At 32.3% G+C, this 17,508-nt stretch carries 17 protein-coding genes; 3 read left to right on the top strand and 14 right to left on the bottom strand.

Translation table 11 applies throughout. From position 1 onward, the window contains the following. Nucleotides 1-348: 348 nt before the first annotated feature. The 10 genes from ABDW27_RS05975 to ABDW27_RS05930 all read right to left on the bottom strand — a co-directional run bounded on the left by ABDW27_RS05975 (nt 349) and on the right by ABDW27_RS05930 (nt 8,157). Nucleotides 349-759, bottom strand: a complete 411-nt coding sequence (locus tag ABDW27_RS05975; protein ID WP_343695040.1) for a hypothetical protein — start codon at nt 757-759, stop codon at nt 349-351. A gap of 79 nt (nt 760-838) precedes the next feature. Continuing rightward, entirely contained in the window at nt 839-1,906 is a 1,068-nt protein-coding gene (locus tag ABDW27_RS05970) for a type I restriction endonuclease (protein ID WP_343695039.1), read from the bottom strand. Between the two features lie 165 nt (nt 1,907-2,071). Continuing rightward, nucleotides 2,072-2,971 (bottom strand): hypothetical protein, encoded by a 900-nt coding sequence (locus ABDW27_RS05965; protein WP_343695038.1) that lies wholly within the window; start codon nt 2,969-2,971, stop codon nt 2,072-2,074. 1 nt (nt 2,972) lies between these two features. Beyond that, a complete protein-coding gene (locus ABDW27_RS05960; protein ID WP_343695037.1) occupies nt 2,973-4,244 on the bottom strand; it encodes an ABC transporter permease in 1,272 nt (423 codons plus the stop codon). 3 nt (nt 4,245-4,247) lie between these two features. Then, the gene (locus ABDW27_RS05955; RefSeq protein WP_343695036.1) at nt 4,248-4,643 is read right to left on the bottom strand and encodes a hypothetical protein; all 396 of its coding nucleotides are present in this window, start codon (nt 4,641-4,643) and stop codon (nt 4,248-4,250) included. A gap of 15 nt (nt 4,644-4,658) precedes the next feature. Then, complete coding sequence (locus ABDW27_RS05950; protein WP_343695035.1) at nt 4,659-4,928, bottom strand: excalibur calcium-binding domain-containing protein; 270 nt, start codon at nt 4,926-4,928, stop codon at nt 4,659-4,661. Nucleotides 4,929-4,936: 8 nt separating this feature from the next. Continuing rightward, a complete protein-coding gene (locus tag ABDW27_RS05945) occupies nt 4,937-5,161 on the bottom strand; it encodes a DUF4236 domain-containing protein (RefSeq protein WP_343695034.1) in 225 nt (74 codons plus the stop codon). 368 nt (nt 5,162-5,529) lie between these two features. Beyond that, nucleotides 5,530-6,198, bottom strand: coding sequence for a response regulator (locus ABDW27_RS05940; protein ID WP_343695033.1), 669 nt, complete (start codon nt 6,196-6,198; stop codon nt 5,530-5,532). A gap of 6 nt (nt 6,199-6,204) precedes the next feature. Next, the gene (locus tag ABDW27_RS05935) at nt 6,205-7,905 is read right to left on the bottom strand and encodes an ATP-binding protein (RefSeq protein ID WP_343695032.1); all 1,701 of its coding nucleotides are present in this window, start codon (nt 7,903-7,905) and stop codon (nt 6,205-6,207) included. 54 nt (nt 7,906-7,959) lie between these two features. Continuing rightward, nucleotides 7,960-8,157, bottom strand: coding sequence for a hypothetical protein (locus ABDW27_RS05930; RefSeq protein ID WP_343695031.1), 198 nt, complete (start codon nt 8,155-8,157; stop codon nt 7,960-7,962). 377 nt (nt 8,158-8,534) lie between these two features. Between ABDW27_RS05930 and ABDW27_RS05925 the strand changes: the two genes are divergently transcribed. Continuing rightward, on the top strand, nt 8,535-9,524 hold the full coding sequence (locus tag ABDW27_RS05925) for a hypothetical protein (RefSeq protein ID WP_343695030.1): 990 nt from the start codon (nt 8,535-8,537) through the stop codon (nt 9,522-9,524). A gap of 122 nt (nt 9,525-9,646) precedes the next feature. Continuing rightward, a complete protein-coding gene (locus tag ABDW27_RS05920) occupies nt 9,647-10,069 on the top strand; it encodes a lipocalin family protein (RefSeq protein ID WP_343695029.1) in 423 nt (140 codons plus the stop codon). A 102-nt stretch (nt 10,070-10,171) separates the two neighbouring features. On the opposite strand, the gene ABDW27_RS05915 is transcribed toward ABDW27_RS05920, so the two are convergent. Both ABDW27_RS05915 and ABDW27_RS05910 read right to left on the bottom strand, forming a co-directional pair. Then, entirely contained in the window at nt 10,172-13,816 is a 3,645-nt protein-coding gene (locus tag ABDW27_RS05915; protein WP_343695028.1) for a PAS domain S-box protein, read from the bottom strand. 12 nt (nt 13,817-13,828) lie between these two features. Then, nucleotides 13,829-14,278, bottom strand: a complete 450-nt coding sequence (locus ABDW27_RS05910) for a response regulator (protein WP_343695027.1) — start codon at nt 14,276-14,278, stop codon at nt 13,829-13,831. 506 nt (nt 14,279-14,784) lie between these two features. Here ABDW27_RS05910 and ABDW27_RS05905 point away from each other — a divergent pair. Beyond that, complete coding sequence (locus ABDW27_RS05905) at nt 14,785-16,221, top strand: glycosyltransferase family 2 protein (RefSeq protein ID WP_343695026.1); 1,437 nt, start codon at nt 14,785-14,787, stop codon at nt 16,219-16,221. A gap of 52 nt (nt 16,222-16,273) precedes the next feature. Here ABDW27_RS05905 and ABDW27_RS05900 read toward each other — a convergent pair whose 3' ends face one another. After that, nucleotides 16,274-16,663, bottom strand: a complete 390-nt coding sequence (locus ABDW27_RS05900; protein WP_343695025.1) for a DUF5367 family protein — start codon at nt 16,661-16,663, stop codon at nt 16,274-16,276. A 4-nt stretch (nt 16,664-16,667) separates the two neighbouring features. After that, nucleotides 16,668-17,498 (bottom strand): NAD(P)H-binding protein, encoded by an 831-nt coding sequence (locus ABDW27_RS05895; RefSeq protein ID WP_343695024.1) that lies wholly within the window; start codon nt 17,496-17,498, stop codon nt 16,668-16,670. Nucleotides 17,499-17,508: the final 10 nt, after the last annotated feature.

The raw sequence follows: 17,508 nt of genomic DNA, 5'->3' as shown, positions 1-17,508 counted from the left end.
TTGAATGATACCAGAAAATTTAGATTAAAGAATTTCATAACGATTAGTTTTATATCAAATTAAGAAAACTAATGTGAAATTATTGTAAACTCATTATTATCAAATGATTAAATATAAAAAATGGGAAGATCTAATCTTCCCATCCGCAAATTGTCAAACCCATGTTCTGAGCTTGTTTGAGCGTAGTTTTTACCACTTCACGACTGCAGGATGACAAACCTCTGCAATGTTCTTTGAGATGGTACTTTTTTGCACCACTCGATCCGCAGATATAAACACTGGTTTCTGGCGGTCGAAATGAACTAATAAGGATTAAAAGTAAGAGTAAAGTATATTTCATTGCGTATTTTATTTGACAATTAAATTGTATTCATTTCCTTTTTTATCAGTCGCTTTTAGTTTTCCGTAAGCAACCCACTCGGTATTGATTTCAATTTCTGCAACCGTATCACTGGTTAAAATTCCGGCACCGTATTTTCCGCTGACATTTATATTCCCAAAAACCGAATCGCCTTGAATGTTTATTCCTTTCACATCATAATTATATTCGTAATTCCCTGAATTTCCGGTTCGGTATTCATAATGATAGGTTTTATTTACATGATACGTTTTAGCTTCTTCCGGCGTAATTGTTTTGCGGTCATCTGGCGTAATTACCTCTTTATAAAATGGTTTTATTTGGGTTAGAGGAGGAGCAGAAGCCTTTTCGCAGGAATAAAATGTAAATAGTAAAAGTATGATGAAGTAGTTTTTTGGCATAGGCGTGTGGTATTTGGTTAGATTTATTAGTTTTTGGTGCGATAAATCTAATTAGAATTAAGCTTTTTAAAATGAGTATTTATACGGGATTTAATTCTGTTTCGTAAAGCGCAGCAGTTTCTAACAACTCTTTTTCATATTGATAAATGTCGTCAATTGATGATATTGCGATTTTAGCTTCGATTTTATTATTGTTGAAAAGACTTATATATTTTTTACTTCCATTAAGATGAAGTCTGCATAAAGGTTTGCGATTGTTATCGTCTAGCAGAATTCCAAAATAAGATTGTGTATCGCGATGTATGATTCTGCTGATTGGGAGGTTTCTTCGCAAAATAGCAACTACAATACGATAACCATCAAGTTCTTCTTCTGTGGTAACGATCTTATTATCATCTTCAACAGATATGATTTCTTCATCCTGCTGTTTGATGGTTTCCTTTGTAAGAGCAGCATTTAGGCGATCATTAATTTTATCATTGATGAATTGACTAACTGATTTTTGAACTAAATCTTTAAATTCGTCAACCACTTTTTCAGTTAATCTTCCGGTATAAATTCTGCTCGCAAATATTTTTGTAAAATCACTTGATGGACTTTCTAATTCTTCATTTATAAGTTTCTTAATTTCTTTAATGTATTTTAAAGAACTGGCATTGCTTACAATATTGTCTACATCAAAATTGGCTTTGTGAAATTTTGCAATTTCGTTTATTGTACTTTCTTTTAAATTGCTGATGTCAAATTCCAGAAATGGTTTTTCGTCCATTTTGTTTTGATCGTCCAGGTCAGTAAAAAACTGATAATGGATTCCGTTTGTTAAAAGAGCAAATCTGGTTTTGGTAACATGGAAATATCGGAACAATTGTGAATTATGAACCGTAAGTTTTTCTTTCCAGCTTTTGCATTCGACTATAATAATAGGCTCTCCGTTTTGAAAAATAGCATAATCTACTTTTTCTCCTTTTTTTAAGCCCAAATCGGCAGTAAATTCTGGAACAACTTCTAGCGGATTAAATGCATCATATCCTAAAACATGTATAAAAGGCAATACAAAAGCATGCTTAGTAGATTCTTCGGTTTCAATTTTACTTTTCAGCTGATTTATTTTATCTGCTAACGATTTTAGTTGAATATTCATTTCCATTGGTTTGTAGTTTTAAATTAATAATTCAAATGTAAAACCAATAAAAATCAGTGTTTTATGGAAATCCGTAATGTGGTAAACTTTTTAATTTTTTTTATAAAGAAGGTTTAAACAAAAAAAAGAGGACAATCAAATTCCTCTTTAAAATAGCGTCTATATGGTGTTTTATGCTTTTTCTAAAATAAAATCTTTGATAATTTTATCCATGTTCGAAGGCAGTTCTGCACTTTTAATCTCAAAATGACTGATTTTTATTTCCTTAAGCCATTTTGCCCAATATGCCTTGATTACTTTTTCTTCATACGGATTTTTTTTGTCTGGATTAATGCCTAAAACCAGCACTTCAAGATTCGATAAATTAGTATCTGTTTTAACAAAACCAAAATTTTCAGTTGTAAATTTCTTTTCCCAGTCGTTTGTATTTAAACCATTTTGTTTAATTAGTTGAGGCGTTAGATAACTGGATAAATTACCATTTTTAAATTTTGTTCCATCATAATACATATATCCGTCGGTTAAGATAACGAGGATATTTCTGTAGCCTTTCTCGACACATTGATCCTCTGCTTTGCTGTCGAAAAAATTCCAAATATCTGATCCAATATATTTATCGTCGTCAATTGCCGATTGGTATATTTTTGATGTCTTCGTAGCATAAGTTTCATTTATGGAATTAAGCAATTTTTTTGACGCATTATTTTTGTCTACCGAAATTTTTAACTGATCTGCGATTGAATTAATTTCCGGACTCTCTGGTTCAGGATTAAAGAATAACTGCATTTTATCATCAATCTGCCTCATTCTTTTTGACTTTAAATGCTGCGTAAAAGCTTCCGAAACAGATTTGATATATCCTAAATCTCTCTGATAAAACTCCATTGTTGGGTTTGGATTTTTTTTGAGACTTATGCGATCTGATAAATCAACCAAAATGCTGATATTGTAATTTTCAGAAACAGAGCTTTTTACTGCAGTTTCTTTTTCTTCATCTTTAGAATCTTCTTTACATGAAAAAAATAGAATCAGCAGCAATGACAGTGAAATCTTAAGTAAAGTATTTTTCATTTTAATTAATTTTAGAATATATCAATTGTTGAAAATCAGGATCAACTAAGTTTAATCTTCCTAAATGTTCTTCGGATAAATTTTCGCAGTTTTCCAGTAATTCTACTTTTTCTTTATGAGGTAAAGCGATCTCTGTATTTATGGCCTGAAACCATCCTTCTTTATATTGGTGATGATAATGTAGATATTCTTTTACAGGAAAAACAAAACCATCAATTTTGGCCTGCAGTTCTGATATTTTCCCGTTTATGGTCACAATCTGTTCTTTAAAACCATTTATTTTATTGATGTATTCTGATTTCAATTTTTCTAAATCGATCAGGTTTTCTTTTTTACCTCTTATAAAAGCTCTGATTTTATCAATGTTTTCAAATTCTTTCATTACAAAATCAAAAACAAGTCCCCAGATAATATACACCACGAATCCGGCAAAAATTATCATCCAAAATTCAGCTTCTCCCAAAGCGATATTCAAATTGTAAGGTGCAGAATCTGTAGTTTTATTAAACTCATATATTTTTTTCTCGATTTGATAAGCCAGGAGGGCATCAAATAAAAAAGTGGTAATAAATAAAGCGGCCATTCTTAGGATATTTTTTATGCCTTTTCCTTTTTGCACCATGTGAATTACATAACCTAATCCCATAAATACAAACGGAATTGTTACAACCAAAACACCTTCGAGCCAGCTTGCTTTAAAAGAATTAGTTAAAGCGTCGGCATCAAAAATTGCAGCCGTTAAACTATCGTTTGCAAATTCCTTGAAAAAAGCAGAATACGAAGCCGAAACATAAAAAACTAAAACATAAAGTGTAATAGGAAGAAGCAAAAACAAACCAATATAAAACTGGGCTTTCAAGCCTTTTCCATCTTCAATTCCGTATTTATCGGGATTACGTTTTACTTCGATAATTTCGTTTTTTATCTGATCGATATTTTCATTGATATCCTGTTCTTTTTTCTCATAAATACCAATTGCCGCTTCAGATTTTTTCAGCTCCGTTCTGTTTTTTTCCTGTTCTTCGCGATACGGTTGTTTTAATCTGTCTTGCTCCATTTTTTGTTTTCGGCATTGATCTTCAAAACTCATATATAAATTCTGGAGGCAGGCTTTTAAAACAATAGGTTTTCCGGTTGCTTTTACAGAAGCAGCAAATCCGCTTTGGTAATACGTAATTCTAATTTGTTCTCTGTCTTCTTCATTTTCTTCTGAAATTTTAAAAGAAGAACCTTCAGGTTTTTTTAAACTAAATAATTGGGTAAGTGTTTTCATAACTTATGCGTTTAGTTGACTAATAATTTCTTCTTTTCCGATGTTTTTTTGAACACAATCAATCAGATAATCAGATAAATCGTTGATGTTTTCTTCGACAAAATCAAATTTTCTGCAATACTTTCTCAGCATGTTTAATTCGTCATCGGTAATTTTTCCATCGGCCCAAATAATTCTCGTAAGATCGTATAGATATTCAATTTTTGTGTTTAAAGTTTCCGGAACAATAAATTCGGTATTAATTGGATTTAAGAAAAGCTTATCAAGCTCTTCTTTCGGAATTCCTCTTTCGTCTGCAAAATGATACAGCATTTGAAGTTCTAATACATCAAACTGATCATCAGATAATGCCATTTGATATAATCTTAAAAAATGACTTTTTAGTTCTAGTGTTATCATGGTTTGAATAGTTTTTTATTTTAAATTTTCACATGCTTTTCCGTCACCGTCACTATCTAGATTTTTATAACAGCTTTTATTACTGTTGTAAGTCGCTTGTGCCTGTGCCTGAGATGAAAAATCGGCGCAGGTTTTTGTTGGGCAGTTTGAGTTTGAACCTGAACTTGAGCCAGATCCTGAGTTTGAACTTTCATATGATGAATCGGATGATTCTGAACAAGAAATAACTAGTATAAAAATCGCTAGAATTGAAAATAGAAGTGTTGTAATTTTTTTGGTTTTCATGGTTAAAATTATTTTAGATTATAAATTAAAAATGTGATAAAGCCTGTAAAGACAAATAATACTAAACATCCGCTGTTTTGGTATCGAACTCCGGGAATTCCTGTTTTTGTAGAATAACCTCTTTTACTAAATGTTCCCATTTTAGTTCTTAAACTTGGAGAAATACCGGATTTACTAATATTTAATCCAAGTCCTCCTCCAAGATTTATTCTTTTTTGAAATCGAAAGCCCATGATTACTTAGCTTGTGTGGCAATCAGAGCAACAAGTTTTACAACCGTTTGATTTTGAGTAAGTTTTTTTTGCTTCACTCACTGCAGGTTTACAGTTTGAATAAAGACCAAGATATTTTTTACTTATAATACTTTTAAAGAATTGACATTCATCAGTATGAACTTCATGATCTCCGTTTGATTGAGCTGTGTTGTTTACATAATAATGTTTCATGATTTCTAAGGTTTTGATTAATATTAAATTGATTTATATTTCAAAAGTAAACCCAATCAAAACCAGTATTTTACGGAAATCCATAATCCGTATTTTTTTAGGAAAAGAAATAAAAAAAGCTCCCGAAGGAGCTTTAAAAAGGAAGTGAAGAGAATTTAAATAATCCCCATATCTTTTGTAATTGAAACTAAATGGATAGTATTATTAGCTTTAAAAAAGTCTTTGAGTTTAGCCAATCTTTTTTCTACGGCACTTTTACTGTTGGGTTTAATATTTGAGCTTTTGAAAATCTCGATGATTTCATCCTGAGAAGTTCCGGCAGATAAATATTTCAGGATTTTAATGTCGACATCGTCAATTTCGTAATTGTTTTTTTCTAAAAGTGAAGGAGCAACTTCAGGTGAAATAAATTTTTGATCAGAAGTCGAAATTACATTAATCGCTTTTTTTAGTTCTACTATACTATTTCGGCTTTTTAATACAAAAGCGTCAATTTCAGCATTATCAAAAAGAGATTTAATGCGAGGACTTTTATCTTCGATAGAGTAAGCAATGATTTTAATATCGGGTTGTATTTCTCTAACTTTTTGGATCAGCTCGTCGCCATTACTGATTTTTACTTCACGATGATCCTTTTTAAAAGAAAGATCACTAATTAATAAATCAAAAGGTTCATTATCCTGAATTGCTTTTCTTATTTTCAGAAAAGCATCGTCACAATATTTTGCGTGTTGAAAATTGACAATGTTGAGATCTTTTAAAGTTTGTTCGACAGCTAAATTAAATTCTTCAAAATCTTCGGCAATAATTACTTTTTTAAACATAAACTCTTATTTAGGCATTATTATTTTAGCTTTAAAACCTCTATCAGGTTCAGTTTCAAAAGTAATAGTTCCTTTTACAGCCAAAATACGGTTTTCCATATTTTGCAAACCATTTTTTATAATTTTTGATTTATCACAGCCTTTTCCGTTATCTGAGTAGTTTATAAATAAAGCATTTGAGTTACTTTCAAACTTTAAAACCACAACCGAAGCACCACTATGTTTTTTCATATTAACCATTAATTCATGCAGCACTCGCTGAATAGCTATCTTTTTTAAGTCTTCAACAGAATCCCAATTTACTTTTTCGATTCTGTTAATACTAACGTTAATTTCATTACTACTATAAGCAGAAAGCATTTCTTTTAAATTATTAAAATAATTTGTTCCGGTATCAATATCATTATTTTCTCTCGAAATACCTCTTACACGTGAATAAATATGATCTAGTTTTTGAACCAAAGCTTCTTTAGTGTTTTGAAATTCTAAAGGTTGTGTCTGTGTAAAAGTTATGGTGTTAAAAACATCATTAGCCAATCCGTCATGAATATCTTTGGCAATTCTGGTTTCGGTTTCATACGCTGTTTTTATTTCAACCAGCTTCGTTTTGTTTTTATAGTGTTTTCTCAAATAAGCCAGTAAAAAGAAAAGCGATACAATCCCGATTATATAGAAAATGTTTTGAAATCGGGCTCTCTGAAGCGATAATTCATTTTCTGCTCTTTCTAATCGAAGCTTTTGATTTTCATCTTTTTCTTTTTTAGAATCGTATTTTATTTTGGCAAATTTGTTTTTATAATTGTTCCTAACTTTTATTATGCTGTCGTTTATCGAAATATATTTTTGTCCGTATTGTATTCCGGCATCATTAGAAATTAAAAATGACAAAGCTCTCAAACGCTCGTCTACGCTATTAAATTTAGTTGCGATTTCGTAAGCGTTCTTTGCATATTCATTTGATTTTTTAATATCGGTTTTTGCATAAAATTCGGATAGATGAAGGATACTTTCAATACTTCCGTAATAATCTTCATTTTCGGTTCTAATATCGAGACTTTTATTCAGCATTGCTAAGCCTTTTTCTTTTTGACCAATTTTAAAATACGCAAAACCTAGATTATCAATTACTCTCGATTTACTTTTTATAGACAATATGCTGTCTGCATCTTTTTTATTTAAAATAGATTCTAAGATTTGGATAGCTTTATCGTATTTCTTTTGCTGGATATAAACTACGGCAATATTATTTAATGGTGATTGTTTACAAATAGGATCCGTACAATCTTTAATAGCTTCTTTATAATAATAAACCGCATCATCATAAATAGAAAGTTCTTTATCGGCAATTCCGAAGAAATTATTTATCGAAGCACTATAAATATCTTTTTTAGTAATGTATGGTAAGGCCTCAGTAAGGGTTTCTTTACTTCCATAGTAATCGCCATTTATTTGCTGGATGGAAGCCATTTGAATAAGATTATAGACAATATTAGCACTGTCTTTTATCTTTTCGTAAGCAATTTTAGATTTGTTGAAAGAGTAAAATGCACTATTGAAGTTTTTTTCCTGAAGTTTTTCTATCCCTTTTTCTCTTAATTTAAATGCCTCTTCTCTAATATTTTTGTCATTAATAATGACAGGTTTTTTTTCTGTGCATGAAAAAACAACCAGAGAAATAAAAAGGTATAAAAAAGGGGATCGTATCATAAAGAATACTTTCCCCGAAATTAATAATAAAAAATAAATTAAGTATTTTAATTGTTATTTTTTTGGTGGTGGTACCACGATTGGATCATCACCAGGTCCTGGAGGCGGATCACTCGCTTGTGTATTATCAGCAGGAATTACCTCTTTTTGTATTTCAGTTTTTTTAGCTTCTGTTTCGAATTCGTCAGCAGTGCAAGAAAATAATGTAGTTGATAACAGGACGCACGTTCCCAATAAATATAGAGTTTTCATTTTTTTAATTGATTAAAAATTAGACATGGGTATTGCAGGCCGGAACTATTTCCGGTTTTTTGGTTTTTTTGCAACACCATTTTTTTTGGGAAGTGAAGTGCGTAGAACAGTAAGATTTTTATTTATACTTCCCGGATAAACTCCGTCTTACGGTTTTCCACACTTTGATTTAAACTAGTTTTGTACATTTGTTTTTGACCTGCAGATCAAAGCGCTAACTAATTTTGTTGAAGCAAAGTAACGGCGGTTTTAGAGCTGCATGGATCGAAAAGTCGGGAAAGTCGAATATATTTTTTTAAAGTCGGGATAAGTTCGAAGAAGTAATAAAAAGTAGAATAAAGTACTTTAGAAAAGTTTTAAAAAGTTTAAAAATGCCTATGTCTAACTATACTTTTGAAGATTATAAAAAAGCTATTAAAGCTAAATATGAAGAGGAAATAGAAGGAGAATATTCTAATAATTTAAGTTCGCCAACTCCAGCAAACCTCAAAAAATTATGCATAAAAAGATTCAAATCAAATAATAGTAAAGATGACTTAACTACTTTTGAATCTTTTTTTGATTTTCCATTTGATAAGGATAAGAAAAATTTGTTCGGAGATGATGAAATGAACAAATTAGAAGCAGTTAAGAGATTTTTTTTAGGTAGAACAGAAAATCCTGCAGAAGATACGATTCAATTAGCTGCAATACTTGTAGACCTTCAACCAAGACCTTTTAGAGAATTTAGAAAGCAAATTGATCCAGATGATCAGGAAATCATAAATGACCTTAGAGACACTGAATTTTTTAAACCACAAAAGTCTTCTGATGATTTGATTGATGAGGTGGAAACCGCAAATTCTATGGATTCTGACTCAACTTTTACCGTTGAAGAACCTGAATTGTTTCAAAATCAAGAACCTGTGGCGACGAAAACATCTTTACCAATATCAACTTTTGTTACTATAGATGAAAAACCCATGTCTAAAGATGATAAACCAATATCTATGAAATGGGGATATTTAGGAATCACAGCTGTTATTATTGGATTAGGTTTAATTCTTTATTTAACCTTATCCAAAAAAGATTGCATACAATGGTCTGGTGACCATTATGACGAAGTAAGTTGTGATTTGAAAATAGAGGGAACAGGAACATTTAACTCACCTGAGCCTTATGATGAGAGAATTATTAATCTTAGAAGAATTAAAGTTTGCGATACAACAATCTTTTTTAAAAATGAAAAAGCTGTTGTTTGGTATGCTAAGGTGGGAGATAGTGTTGAGTTTTTTAACACACATGGAATGCATCCAGAAAACGGCAGAGCCTTAAGGCCTATTACTCAGTATATTATTAATAAGTATGTAGTAAAAAATAAAAAATAAAAATATTAACCTTTTGAAATAAATGCGATTTATGTAAAATATTCCTAAAATCATGGAAATTTCTGTAAGATTATACTTTTAATTTAGCATTATTAAATTAAATCAATAAAAAACAAATCGACATGAAAAGTAAAAACATATTATTCGTATTAGCCTTAAGCTTGGGAATGTTTGCTACGTCTTGCAGCAACGATGATAATGAAGGAGAAACAATTGTTCCGTTAGCAGGAAAATATAATCTTAGCCAAACAGGAACTATTGTTAATGGACAAGAAGTATTAGTAGATGCTCCGGAAAACCAGGAAGGATGCACTAGTAATAGAGATTATTTAGAATTAAAATTAAGTAATACAGCAGTTATAGGTGATTATAGTGGTTCAAATTGTGCTTTAGTAGAAACTACAGGAACTTACGTAAGATCTCATAATGATTTAACGATTACTATTGGTAATTCAAGTACAACCAGCGATATCATGAATTTAACTAATAAGGAGTTGAAACTAAAAGATAAAACTACTGGTGTAATTACAGTTTATACGAGATAAAAGCAAACTGAAAGTACTCCTAATTCAATCGAATCAGGAACAAAAACGGAAATGATTTAGTAAAGTCATTTCCGTTTTTTTATAATTTTATTTTGATGATTGTTACAGAGGAATATAGATGTCAAACGCGGCGCCTTTATTTAACTCGCCTTTTGCCGAAATGATTCCGTTATGGTTTTCGACAATTTTCTTTACGATCGCAAGACCAATTCCGGTGCCGCTATAATGATCCCGACCATGTAATCGCTGAAAAACATCAAAAATCTTTTTACTGTATTGAGATTCAAAACCAATTCCGTTATCAGAAATAGTAAGATGCCAGTATTTATTTTTCTTAGATAAACCTTTTTCTTCAAAATCAGAACCTTTGATGATTTCGTTATCTATTTTTATAACAATTGGAATATCAGGCCTTGAAAATTTAAGTGAATTGCTGATTAAATTATACAACAGCTGCCTGAATTGAAAAGGAATAATATTTACTTTGCCAATTTCATTACATTCGATAACGGCATTTTTTTGTTCTAATTCTTCTTTCAGATCTTCTTTTACTTCATCGATTATTTTAGAAAAATCTGTTTTCTCAAATTTTCTTTCCTGAATATTCGTTCTCGAGTACGAAAGCAAATCATTAATCAAAGTCTGCATTCGCTGCGCCGCATTTTGCATTCGCTGGAATTTATCCTTCCCATAATCAGATAAATTATCGTACTCTTTTTCCCTAATCATTGTTGCAAAAGTTTGAATTTTTCTCAAAGGCTCCTGCAAATCATGACTTGAAATATAAGCAAAAGACTGAAGTTCCTTGTTCATTTGCTCCAGTTCCGCATTTTTTTGTTCTAACTCTAAAGCATTTCGTTTAATCTTATCATCGGCTTTCTTTTTCTCTGTTAAATCATGTGTAACTTTCGAAAAACCAATAATATCATTGTTTTTATTGTGAATGGCAGTAATTACCACACTAGCCCAGAATAAACTTCCGTTTTTACGCACACGCCAGCCTTGCTGAACCGCACGTCCGGTCTCGCGAGCCAGCTGCAGGAGCGTATTCGGCAGATTACTTTTTTGATCTTCAGGCGTATAGAAAACAGCAAAATGTTTTCCTGTAATTTCCTGAGCTTTGTAGCCTTTAATTTTTTCGGCTCCCACGTTCCAGTTTTCTACAATTCCTTCATGATTCAAATACAAAATCGAATAATCCTGAACCTCTTCAACCATTAAATGATAACGTTCTTCGCTTTTCTTTAGAGACTCATACATCTGGCTTAACTCTCTCGTTCTTGCCGTAACCTGTTGTTCAAGTTCTTGAGTAAAAGCTTTTTCGGTATGAATATCTGTAAAGGCACCAACCCATTTCACAATTTTGTTATCAGCATCAAGAACAGGTTCTCCAATCACGGCATGCCATCTGTAATTTCCATCGTTTCTTAAAACCCTTACATCCGATCTAAAAACCTGACCTGTTTTCAGGCTGTGATTCCAGATTTTTATATTTTCTTTATAATCATCCGGATGAATCAAAGACTGCCATTCAGTATCGGCAGTAGGTTTTATTCCGGTATACTCAGTCCATTTACGGGATGCATACAATCCATTTCCTTTTTCATCCGTTTCCCAGATTAACTGCGGAATACTTTCGGTTAGAGAACGGAAACGTTTTTCACTTTCGGCAATTTTATTTCGGGCTTCGACTTTTTCTGTTACATCGATCATTGTAGCTCTGATGCCCGAAACCGTATTATCTGTTTCATACATTGGAGCATATTCAAAATCCATATAAAACAGCTGCTCACCGTTGCCGTCATTTATAAAAATTGGAGATTCAATTTCTGAATGAATTTTGCCAGTAGCAAAAACTTCTTCTAATAAACGACTGTATTTTTGATTGAGAAGTTCCGGAAAAACATCAAATAATTTTTTTCCCTGAACTTCGGTTTCCTCTCTTTTCCAGATATTTTTCAGTAAAGCCAGATTGGCAATTTCAATCACCATTTCTTTACCTTTCAAAATGGCTTTCGGAACTGGCGACTGCATAACAAGGTTTCGAAATCTTTTTTCGCTTTGTTCTAATTCCTGCTGGTGTTTTTTCTCTTTAGTGATATCACGTACAGTCCCAATTAGTTTATCAGGAATGTGGTTTTCGTCATAAAAAACCTTTCCTTTTCCTTCGAGCCAGTGAATCGATTTGTCATGCCAGATCGTTCGGGCTTCATAATGTAAATTTCCTGACGAAAGAGCATCTTTAAAAGCTTTATTTCGAATATGCATATCATCAGGATGCAGATGCTGTAATAATTGTTCGTGAGTTAAAACCACATTTTCCTTGTATCCGCCCACAATTTCAAGATACCTTTGCGAGTAATGAGGTTTTCTCGTTTTGGCATTCAGTTCCCAGGTTCCTAATTCACTGGCTTCAACAATAATATTTAAGCGGTCTTCGTTTTGTTCTATTTTTTTTCGGACTTCAACTTTTTCAGAAACCTCAGTTACAGTTACGATGATTCCGGTAATTTCTCCGGTTTCTTCTCTTAATGGATGATAAAGAAAGTCGAAATACCAGATTCCGTGTTTTCCATATCGGTTTAAAGGAATTGGAACTTCATTTCCGTGATACGGAATTCCGGTTGTTAAAACTCCTTTTAATAAAGAATCTACAGAATCTTTAACCTCCGGAAGTGATTCAAATAAAGGCTTTCCAACAAAACTTTTTTCTTCGCGATCGACAAGTTTAAGATAAGATTCGTTTGCAGATTCGACAATATAATTAGGTCCGCGTAAAATAGTAATTCCAAGCGGTGCTTGTTTTACGGTATCACGAAAACGCTTATCGGCAATTTCTATTTTTTTTGATGCCAGATGTAAATCTGTAACATCAGCACCAGTATTCATTACTGCATAAACATTTCCGTTCCTGTCATACAATGGCGTAAAACTATAATTAAAATAAAAAGTTTCGAGTTTATTATTTATCGTAATATCAACCCGGGCATTTTTATTATGAAAAGATTTTCCGGTTTCGAGAACACTTTCAACTTCTTGAAAAATAGTTTGATTATTTAATTCAGGAAGAATTTCTCTGTATGATTTTCCAATTACATCGTCGCCTTTTCCCCAAACTTTTATAATAGAATCATTGGCAAGTTCGATTCGCATTTCTTTCCCAACATAAACCGCAATAGGAAAAGGAGCATTTTCAACAATCTGTCTTATTTTCTGCTCACTTTCTTCAAGCTGTGCACGCGCTTCGACCTGATTTATAACTTCTTTTTTCTTTGCGGTAGTTTCAACAACTGTTACTAAAACGCCGCCAACTTCACCATTTTCAATGCGTATTGGCGAATAAGAAAAATCAAAATAACAGGTTTCAACAACACCGTTTTTATTCATCGGAATTACAAAATCAGGAAAAGAAATAGAATTTCCCTGCATTACCTCTTCAAACATAGGAGCTGTAATATTCCAGATTTCTGAAAAGGTTTCTTTTGGAGAATTTCCTAAAGCTTCAGGATGTTTATCAGAAGCAATAATTTTTAAAAAAGCATCATTGTACAGCTGTGTTAATTCTTTCCCCCATGCCATATACATCCCAAAAGGATTGTTGAGCATTACAGAAGTCATAGTACGCAGGCTCTGAGGCCAGTTTTCGGGATCACCCAAAGGCGTTTTGCTCCAGTTTTTAGAACGGATTAATTCTCCCATTTCTCCACCATCGGCTAGAAAATAATGTTCCTTATTTGAATGGCTCATTTGGAAGAAATTTTAGGGTTGAATTATAAATTCCGATCTGTCGGGCTGTTTAAAATCATTTTTAGATGCAGTAAGTAAAGCATTTTGTATAACTGATTTTAATTTTGAATAATCGCCCGGTTTACGAATATAATACGTTGCCCCTTTTTGATACATAACATCTACGATTTCAGTATCAAGAGAAGTAGAAAAAATAATAATTGGAAAATTTTTTAAAGTTTCTATCTGTTTAATTTCTGCAAGACATTCTGAGCCATTTTTTTTCGGCATATTCAAATCAAGAAATAATAAATCAGGAAGACTTTCATGAGAAGTATCAGTTAAAAAATCCATTAACTGTACCCCGTCATTAACCGTTACAAGAGTTGTTGCAAGTGATAATTCATCAAGGGCTTCTTCAAAAAAAGAGCAGTCATCGCTGTCATCATCGGCAAGTAAAATGTTGTAAATCTGGTTGTTCATGCGCAAATTTTAATTTATTGTAATACTAGAATCCATCTCATTTCTGCTAAAAATTGAATGAATAATGGCAGAAGTTTTAGTAAAGATTTCTATAAAATTAACTTTTTTAATTGACAATTAATAATCTATTTGACTTTATAAATTTTTGAAAAGGAATTTCAGAAAAGAGATTTAGAATTATTTTAAAATAAAACTTTATGTACTTAGACAATTTTACAGATAATTGACCGTTTTAATACTTTACAACACTTCTTCGCACATACGAAAAATCCTTTATTTTACGGCTCTTTACACACTTTAAAATGTATAAACATTCTACAAAGTGTAAAAATATTACACACATTGCTTTTTTGTGAAATTACGTAAACGGCTTAATTTCAGTTTAAAACCTAAATGGCATACCGCTTGCAAATTGTGAACATGTCACTCTTTAATTTTTTTGATGAAAAAAGAAAGAAGACGATTTGATAAAAGCCATTTTAGAGAATTAATACAAACAAACGGACATGGAAAGCGAAACAATTATCTCAAAACAATTTTACACAACAGGCGATATAAATAGTGAAGTAATAAGCCCATCAATTTTTAAAATAAACAATAACTCAACCACAAAACATATTGAAAGACCAAAGAGTACTTTTGGAACTCTGGTTCTTGTCGCTACATTTTTGCTGTTATTTGGCGGCTCTTTTTTAGTTCTTCAATTTCAGCCTGATTTCGATCAGCTGCATTTAGAAAGATTAAATTCTACTGGCGGAATGATTTTACTGATTGTTTCTGCAGCATTATTCCTTTTTAAAGGCGGAATGTTTTTATACAATCTTTTTCTTTATTACAAATACAAACCAATCGAATCAGTTTCTGATGAATTACTGCCAACTTGTACGGTAATTGTTCCGGCTTACAACGAAGGAAAACTGGTTTATGAAACTTTAATGAGTTTGGCCGACAGTGATTTTCCGGCACATAAACTTGAACTTTTGGCAATCGACGATGGAAGTAAAGATGACACATGGTACTGGATTCAGCAGGCAAAATTAAAATTGGGCGATAGAGTTTCAATTTTTCAGCAGCCTCAGAACAAAGGGAAACGTCACGCTTTATACCGCGGTTTTAATTTAGGAAAAGGAGAAGTTTTTGTAACTGTTGATAGCGATTCAATCGTAAAAAAAGACACGTTAAGAAATTTAGTAAGTCCTTTTGTTGTGGATGAAAAATGCGGTGCCGTTGCCGGAAACGTTCAGGTTTTGAACAATGAAAAAGCCATTTTGCCAAAAATGCTAAACGTAAGTTTCGTAATGAGTTTTGAATTCATGCGTTCTGCAGAAAGTGCACTAGGCTCTGTACTTTGTACGCCAGGCGCATTAGCAGCTTACAGAAGAAATGCCGTTTTTGCCTGTTTAACAGAATGGATCGACCAGACTTTTATGGGACAGCCTTCTGACATTGGAGAAGACCGTGCGATGACAAATATGATTTTAAAACAAGGACACCACGTTTTATTTCAGCGTAATGCGTATGTATTAACAAACGTTCCTGAAAATTATACCGGACTATATAAAATGTTTATCAGATGGGGAAGAAGTAATGTGCGTGAAAACATTATGATGGCAAAATATGTTTGGAAAGATTTTAGAAAAGAATCTAAAGTAGGCGCAAGACTTTTGTATACAGAACAATTTATAAGAATCTTAATGACATATCCTTTCTTTATTTTTATGTTCTATTTTATCGCCACACATCCTTTATTATTTGTGAGTTCAGCACTTTTAGGAATATTGCTGGTATCAACTTTTTCAGTATTGTTTTATGCCAGAAAATATTCATTGGGCGAAGCATTTTGGGCGTATTCTTATAGCGTTCTTTATACTTTTTCATTATTCTGGATTGCACCTTATTCGATCATTACAGTTCATAAAAAAGGCTGGTTAACAAGAGGTTAATAAATTCCACAAACTACTATTATATTTTTAATCCGCAAAAACTCCTGTTCCACTAAACAGGAGTTTTTTTATTATTCAGCTTTCGCCAAAGAAAAACAGAAAAGGCATTTACAAAAGCCAGAATCCATAAAACAGGACTTGCAAAAAAGCTTTCGTAACTTCTTCCATTCGGAATTTCGACATAAGGAACTGTAATAATTACATCAAGAAATAAAGCCGTAAGTGACATTATGATGCCAAGCCGGAGTCCGCTCATTTTGTAATTTTTTATATAATAAAACTCAGCAGAACCAATGGCAAAAAACACAATAAAAATGGTTGTCATAAACGACTGCCAGAAAAAAGCATCGTTTACAATTAGAATATTTTCTAAAATATAAAAAGAAAAACTAACGCCAGCCCAAACCAAAATCCCCGAAAATATTGCTCTGAAATATTTCATAACGCTAGTTTTCAGAATTCCAGATTCCCGTTTTGGCAGTTTCTTCTGCATAAGCACTAAAATCTTTAGCTTTTCTCCCTAAAACTTTTTCAATATCAAAAGTTACGCTCGAATTTCTTCCGTCGAGAACCTGCTCAAAAAGATAATTCGCCAGCCAGATATGATCTTCAGGAACCTGATATTTTCTAAGCATCTGCGTATATTCTTCTAAACTTAAACCCTGAAACGAAATATTTCTGCCGCTTGCATTCGCAATTTCGTTTACAGCATCTTTAAAAGTTAATAATCTCGGACCGGTTAAATCATAGGTTTTTCCGTTGTGGCTTTCGTCTAAAAGTACAGTTGTAACAACATCTGCAATATCATCGGCATCGGTAAAAGGTTCAAGCGCTTCGGCTCTTGGCAGAGCAACAATTCCGTAAAGAATAGGATCTAAAAAGAAACTTTCGCTAAAGTTTTGATTGAACCAGCTTGCGCGGATAATCGTCCAGTTTTTAGAATTTTTCTTTACGATTTCTTCGCAAATCTGCGCTTCTTTTTCGCCTCTTCCGGAAAGTAAAACTATTTTTTGAACACCCGATTTTGTGGCAAGCTGTGTGAAATTTTCTATTGCTTCTGCAGCAAAAGGAACCGCCAGATCGGGTTGAAAAGTAATATAAACCGTGTCAATATTTTTCACAGCATTTTCCCAGGTTTCGGGCTTTTCCCAATCAAATGGAATATTGGCATTTCGCGAACCTAAACGCACTTCAACTTCAGCATTATTTTCTAATCTTGCAGTAACTCTGCTTCCTGTTTTTCCGGTAGCACCCAGAATTAAAATTTTGATTTTCATATCAATATCT

The sequence above is a fragment of the Flavobacterium sp. genome (assembly GCF_039595935.1).
Classification (GTDB): domain Bacteria; phylum Bacteroidota; class Bacteroidia; order Flavobacteriales; family Flavobacteriaceae; genus Flavobacterium.
This window is presented reverse-complemented; position numbering and strand designations above follow the sequence as displayed.

Coding starts and splice junctions, on each gene's coding strand:
- ABDW27_RS05965 (WP_343695038.1), bottom strand. CDS start 2,971: ATGAAAAATACTTTACTTAAGATTTCACTGTCATTGCTGCTGATTCTA.
- ABDW27_RS05945 (WP_343695034.1), bottom strand. CDS start 5,161: ATGGGCTTTCGATTTCAAAAAAGAATAAATCTTGGAGGAGGACTTGGA.
- ABDW27_RS05950 (WP_343695035.1), bottom strand. CDS start 4,928: ATGAAAACCAAAAAAATTACAACACTTCTATTTTCAATTCTAGCGATT.
- ABDW27_RS05910 (WP_343695027.1), bottom strand. CDS start 14,278: ATGAACAACCAGATTTACAACATTTTACTTGCCGATGATGACAGCGAT.
- ABDW27_RS05915 (WP_343695028.1), bottom strand. CDS start 13,816: ATGAGCCATTCAAATAAGGAACATTATTTTCTAGCCGATGGTGGAGAA.
- ABDW27_RS05930 (WP_343695031.1), bottom strand. CDS start 8,157: ATGAAAACTCTATATTTATTGGGAACGTGCGTCCTGTTATCAACTACA.
- ABDW27_RS05925 (WP_343695030.1), top strand. CDS start 8,535: ATGTCTAACTATACTTTTGAAGATTATAAAAAAGCTATTAAAGCTAAA.
- ABDW27_RS05920 (WP_343695029.1), top strand. CDS start 9,647: ATGAAAAGTAAAAACATATTATTCGTATTAGCCTTAAGCTTGGGAATG.
- ABDW27_RS05960 (WP_343695037.1), bottom strand. CDS start 4,244: ATGAAAACACTTACCCAATTATTTAGTTTAAAAAAACCTGAAGGTTCT.
- ABDW27_RS05975 (WP_343695040.1), bottom strand. CDS start 759: ATGCCAAAAAACTACTTCATCATACTTTTACTATTTACATTTTATTCC.
- ABDW27_RS05940 (WP_343695033.1), bottom strand. CDS start 6,198: ATGTTTAAAAAAGTAATTATTGCCGAAGATTTTGAAGAATTTAATTTA.
- ABDW27_RS05970 (WP_343695039.1), bottom strand. CDS start 1,906: ATGGAAATGAATATTCAACTAAAATCGTTAGCAGATAAAATAAATCAG.
- ABDW27_RS05905 (WP_343695026.1), top strand. CDS start 14,785: ATGGAAAGCGAAACAATTATCTCAAAACAATTTTACACAACAGGCGAT.
- ABDW27_RS05935 (WP_343695032.1), bottom strand. CDS start 7,905: ATGATACGATCCCCTTTTTTATACCTTTTTATTTCTCTGGTTGTTTTT.
- ABDW27_RS05955 (WP_343695036.1), bottom strand. CDS start 4,643: ATGATAACACTAGAACTAAAAAGTCATTTTTTAAGATTATATCAAATG.
- ABDW27_RS05895 (WP_343695024.1), bottom strand. CDS start 17,498: ATGAAAATCAAAATTTTAATTCTGGGTGCTACCGGAAAAACAGGAAGC.
- ABDW27_RS05900 (WP_343695025.1), bottom strand. CDS start 16,663: ATGAAATATTTCAGAGCAATATTTTCGGGGATTTTGGTTTGGGCTGGC.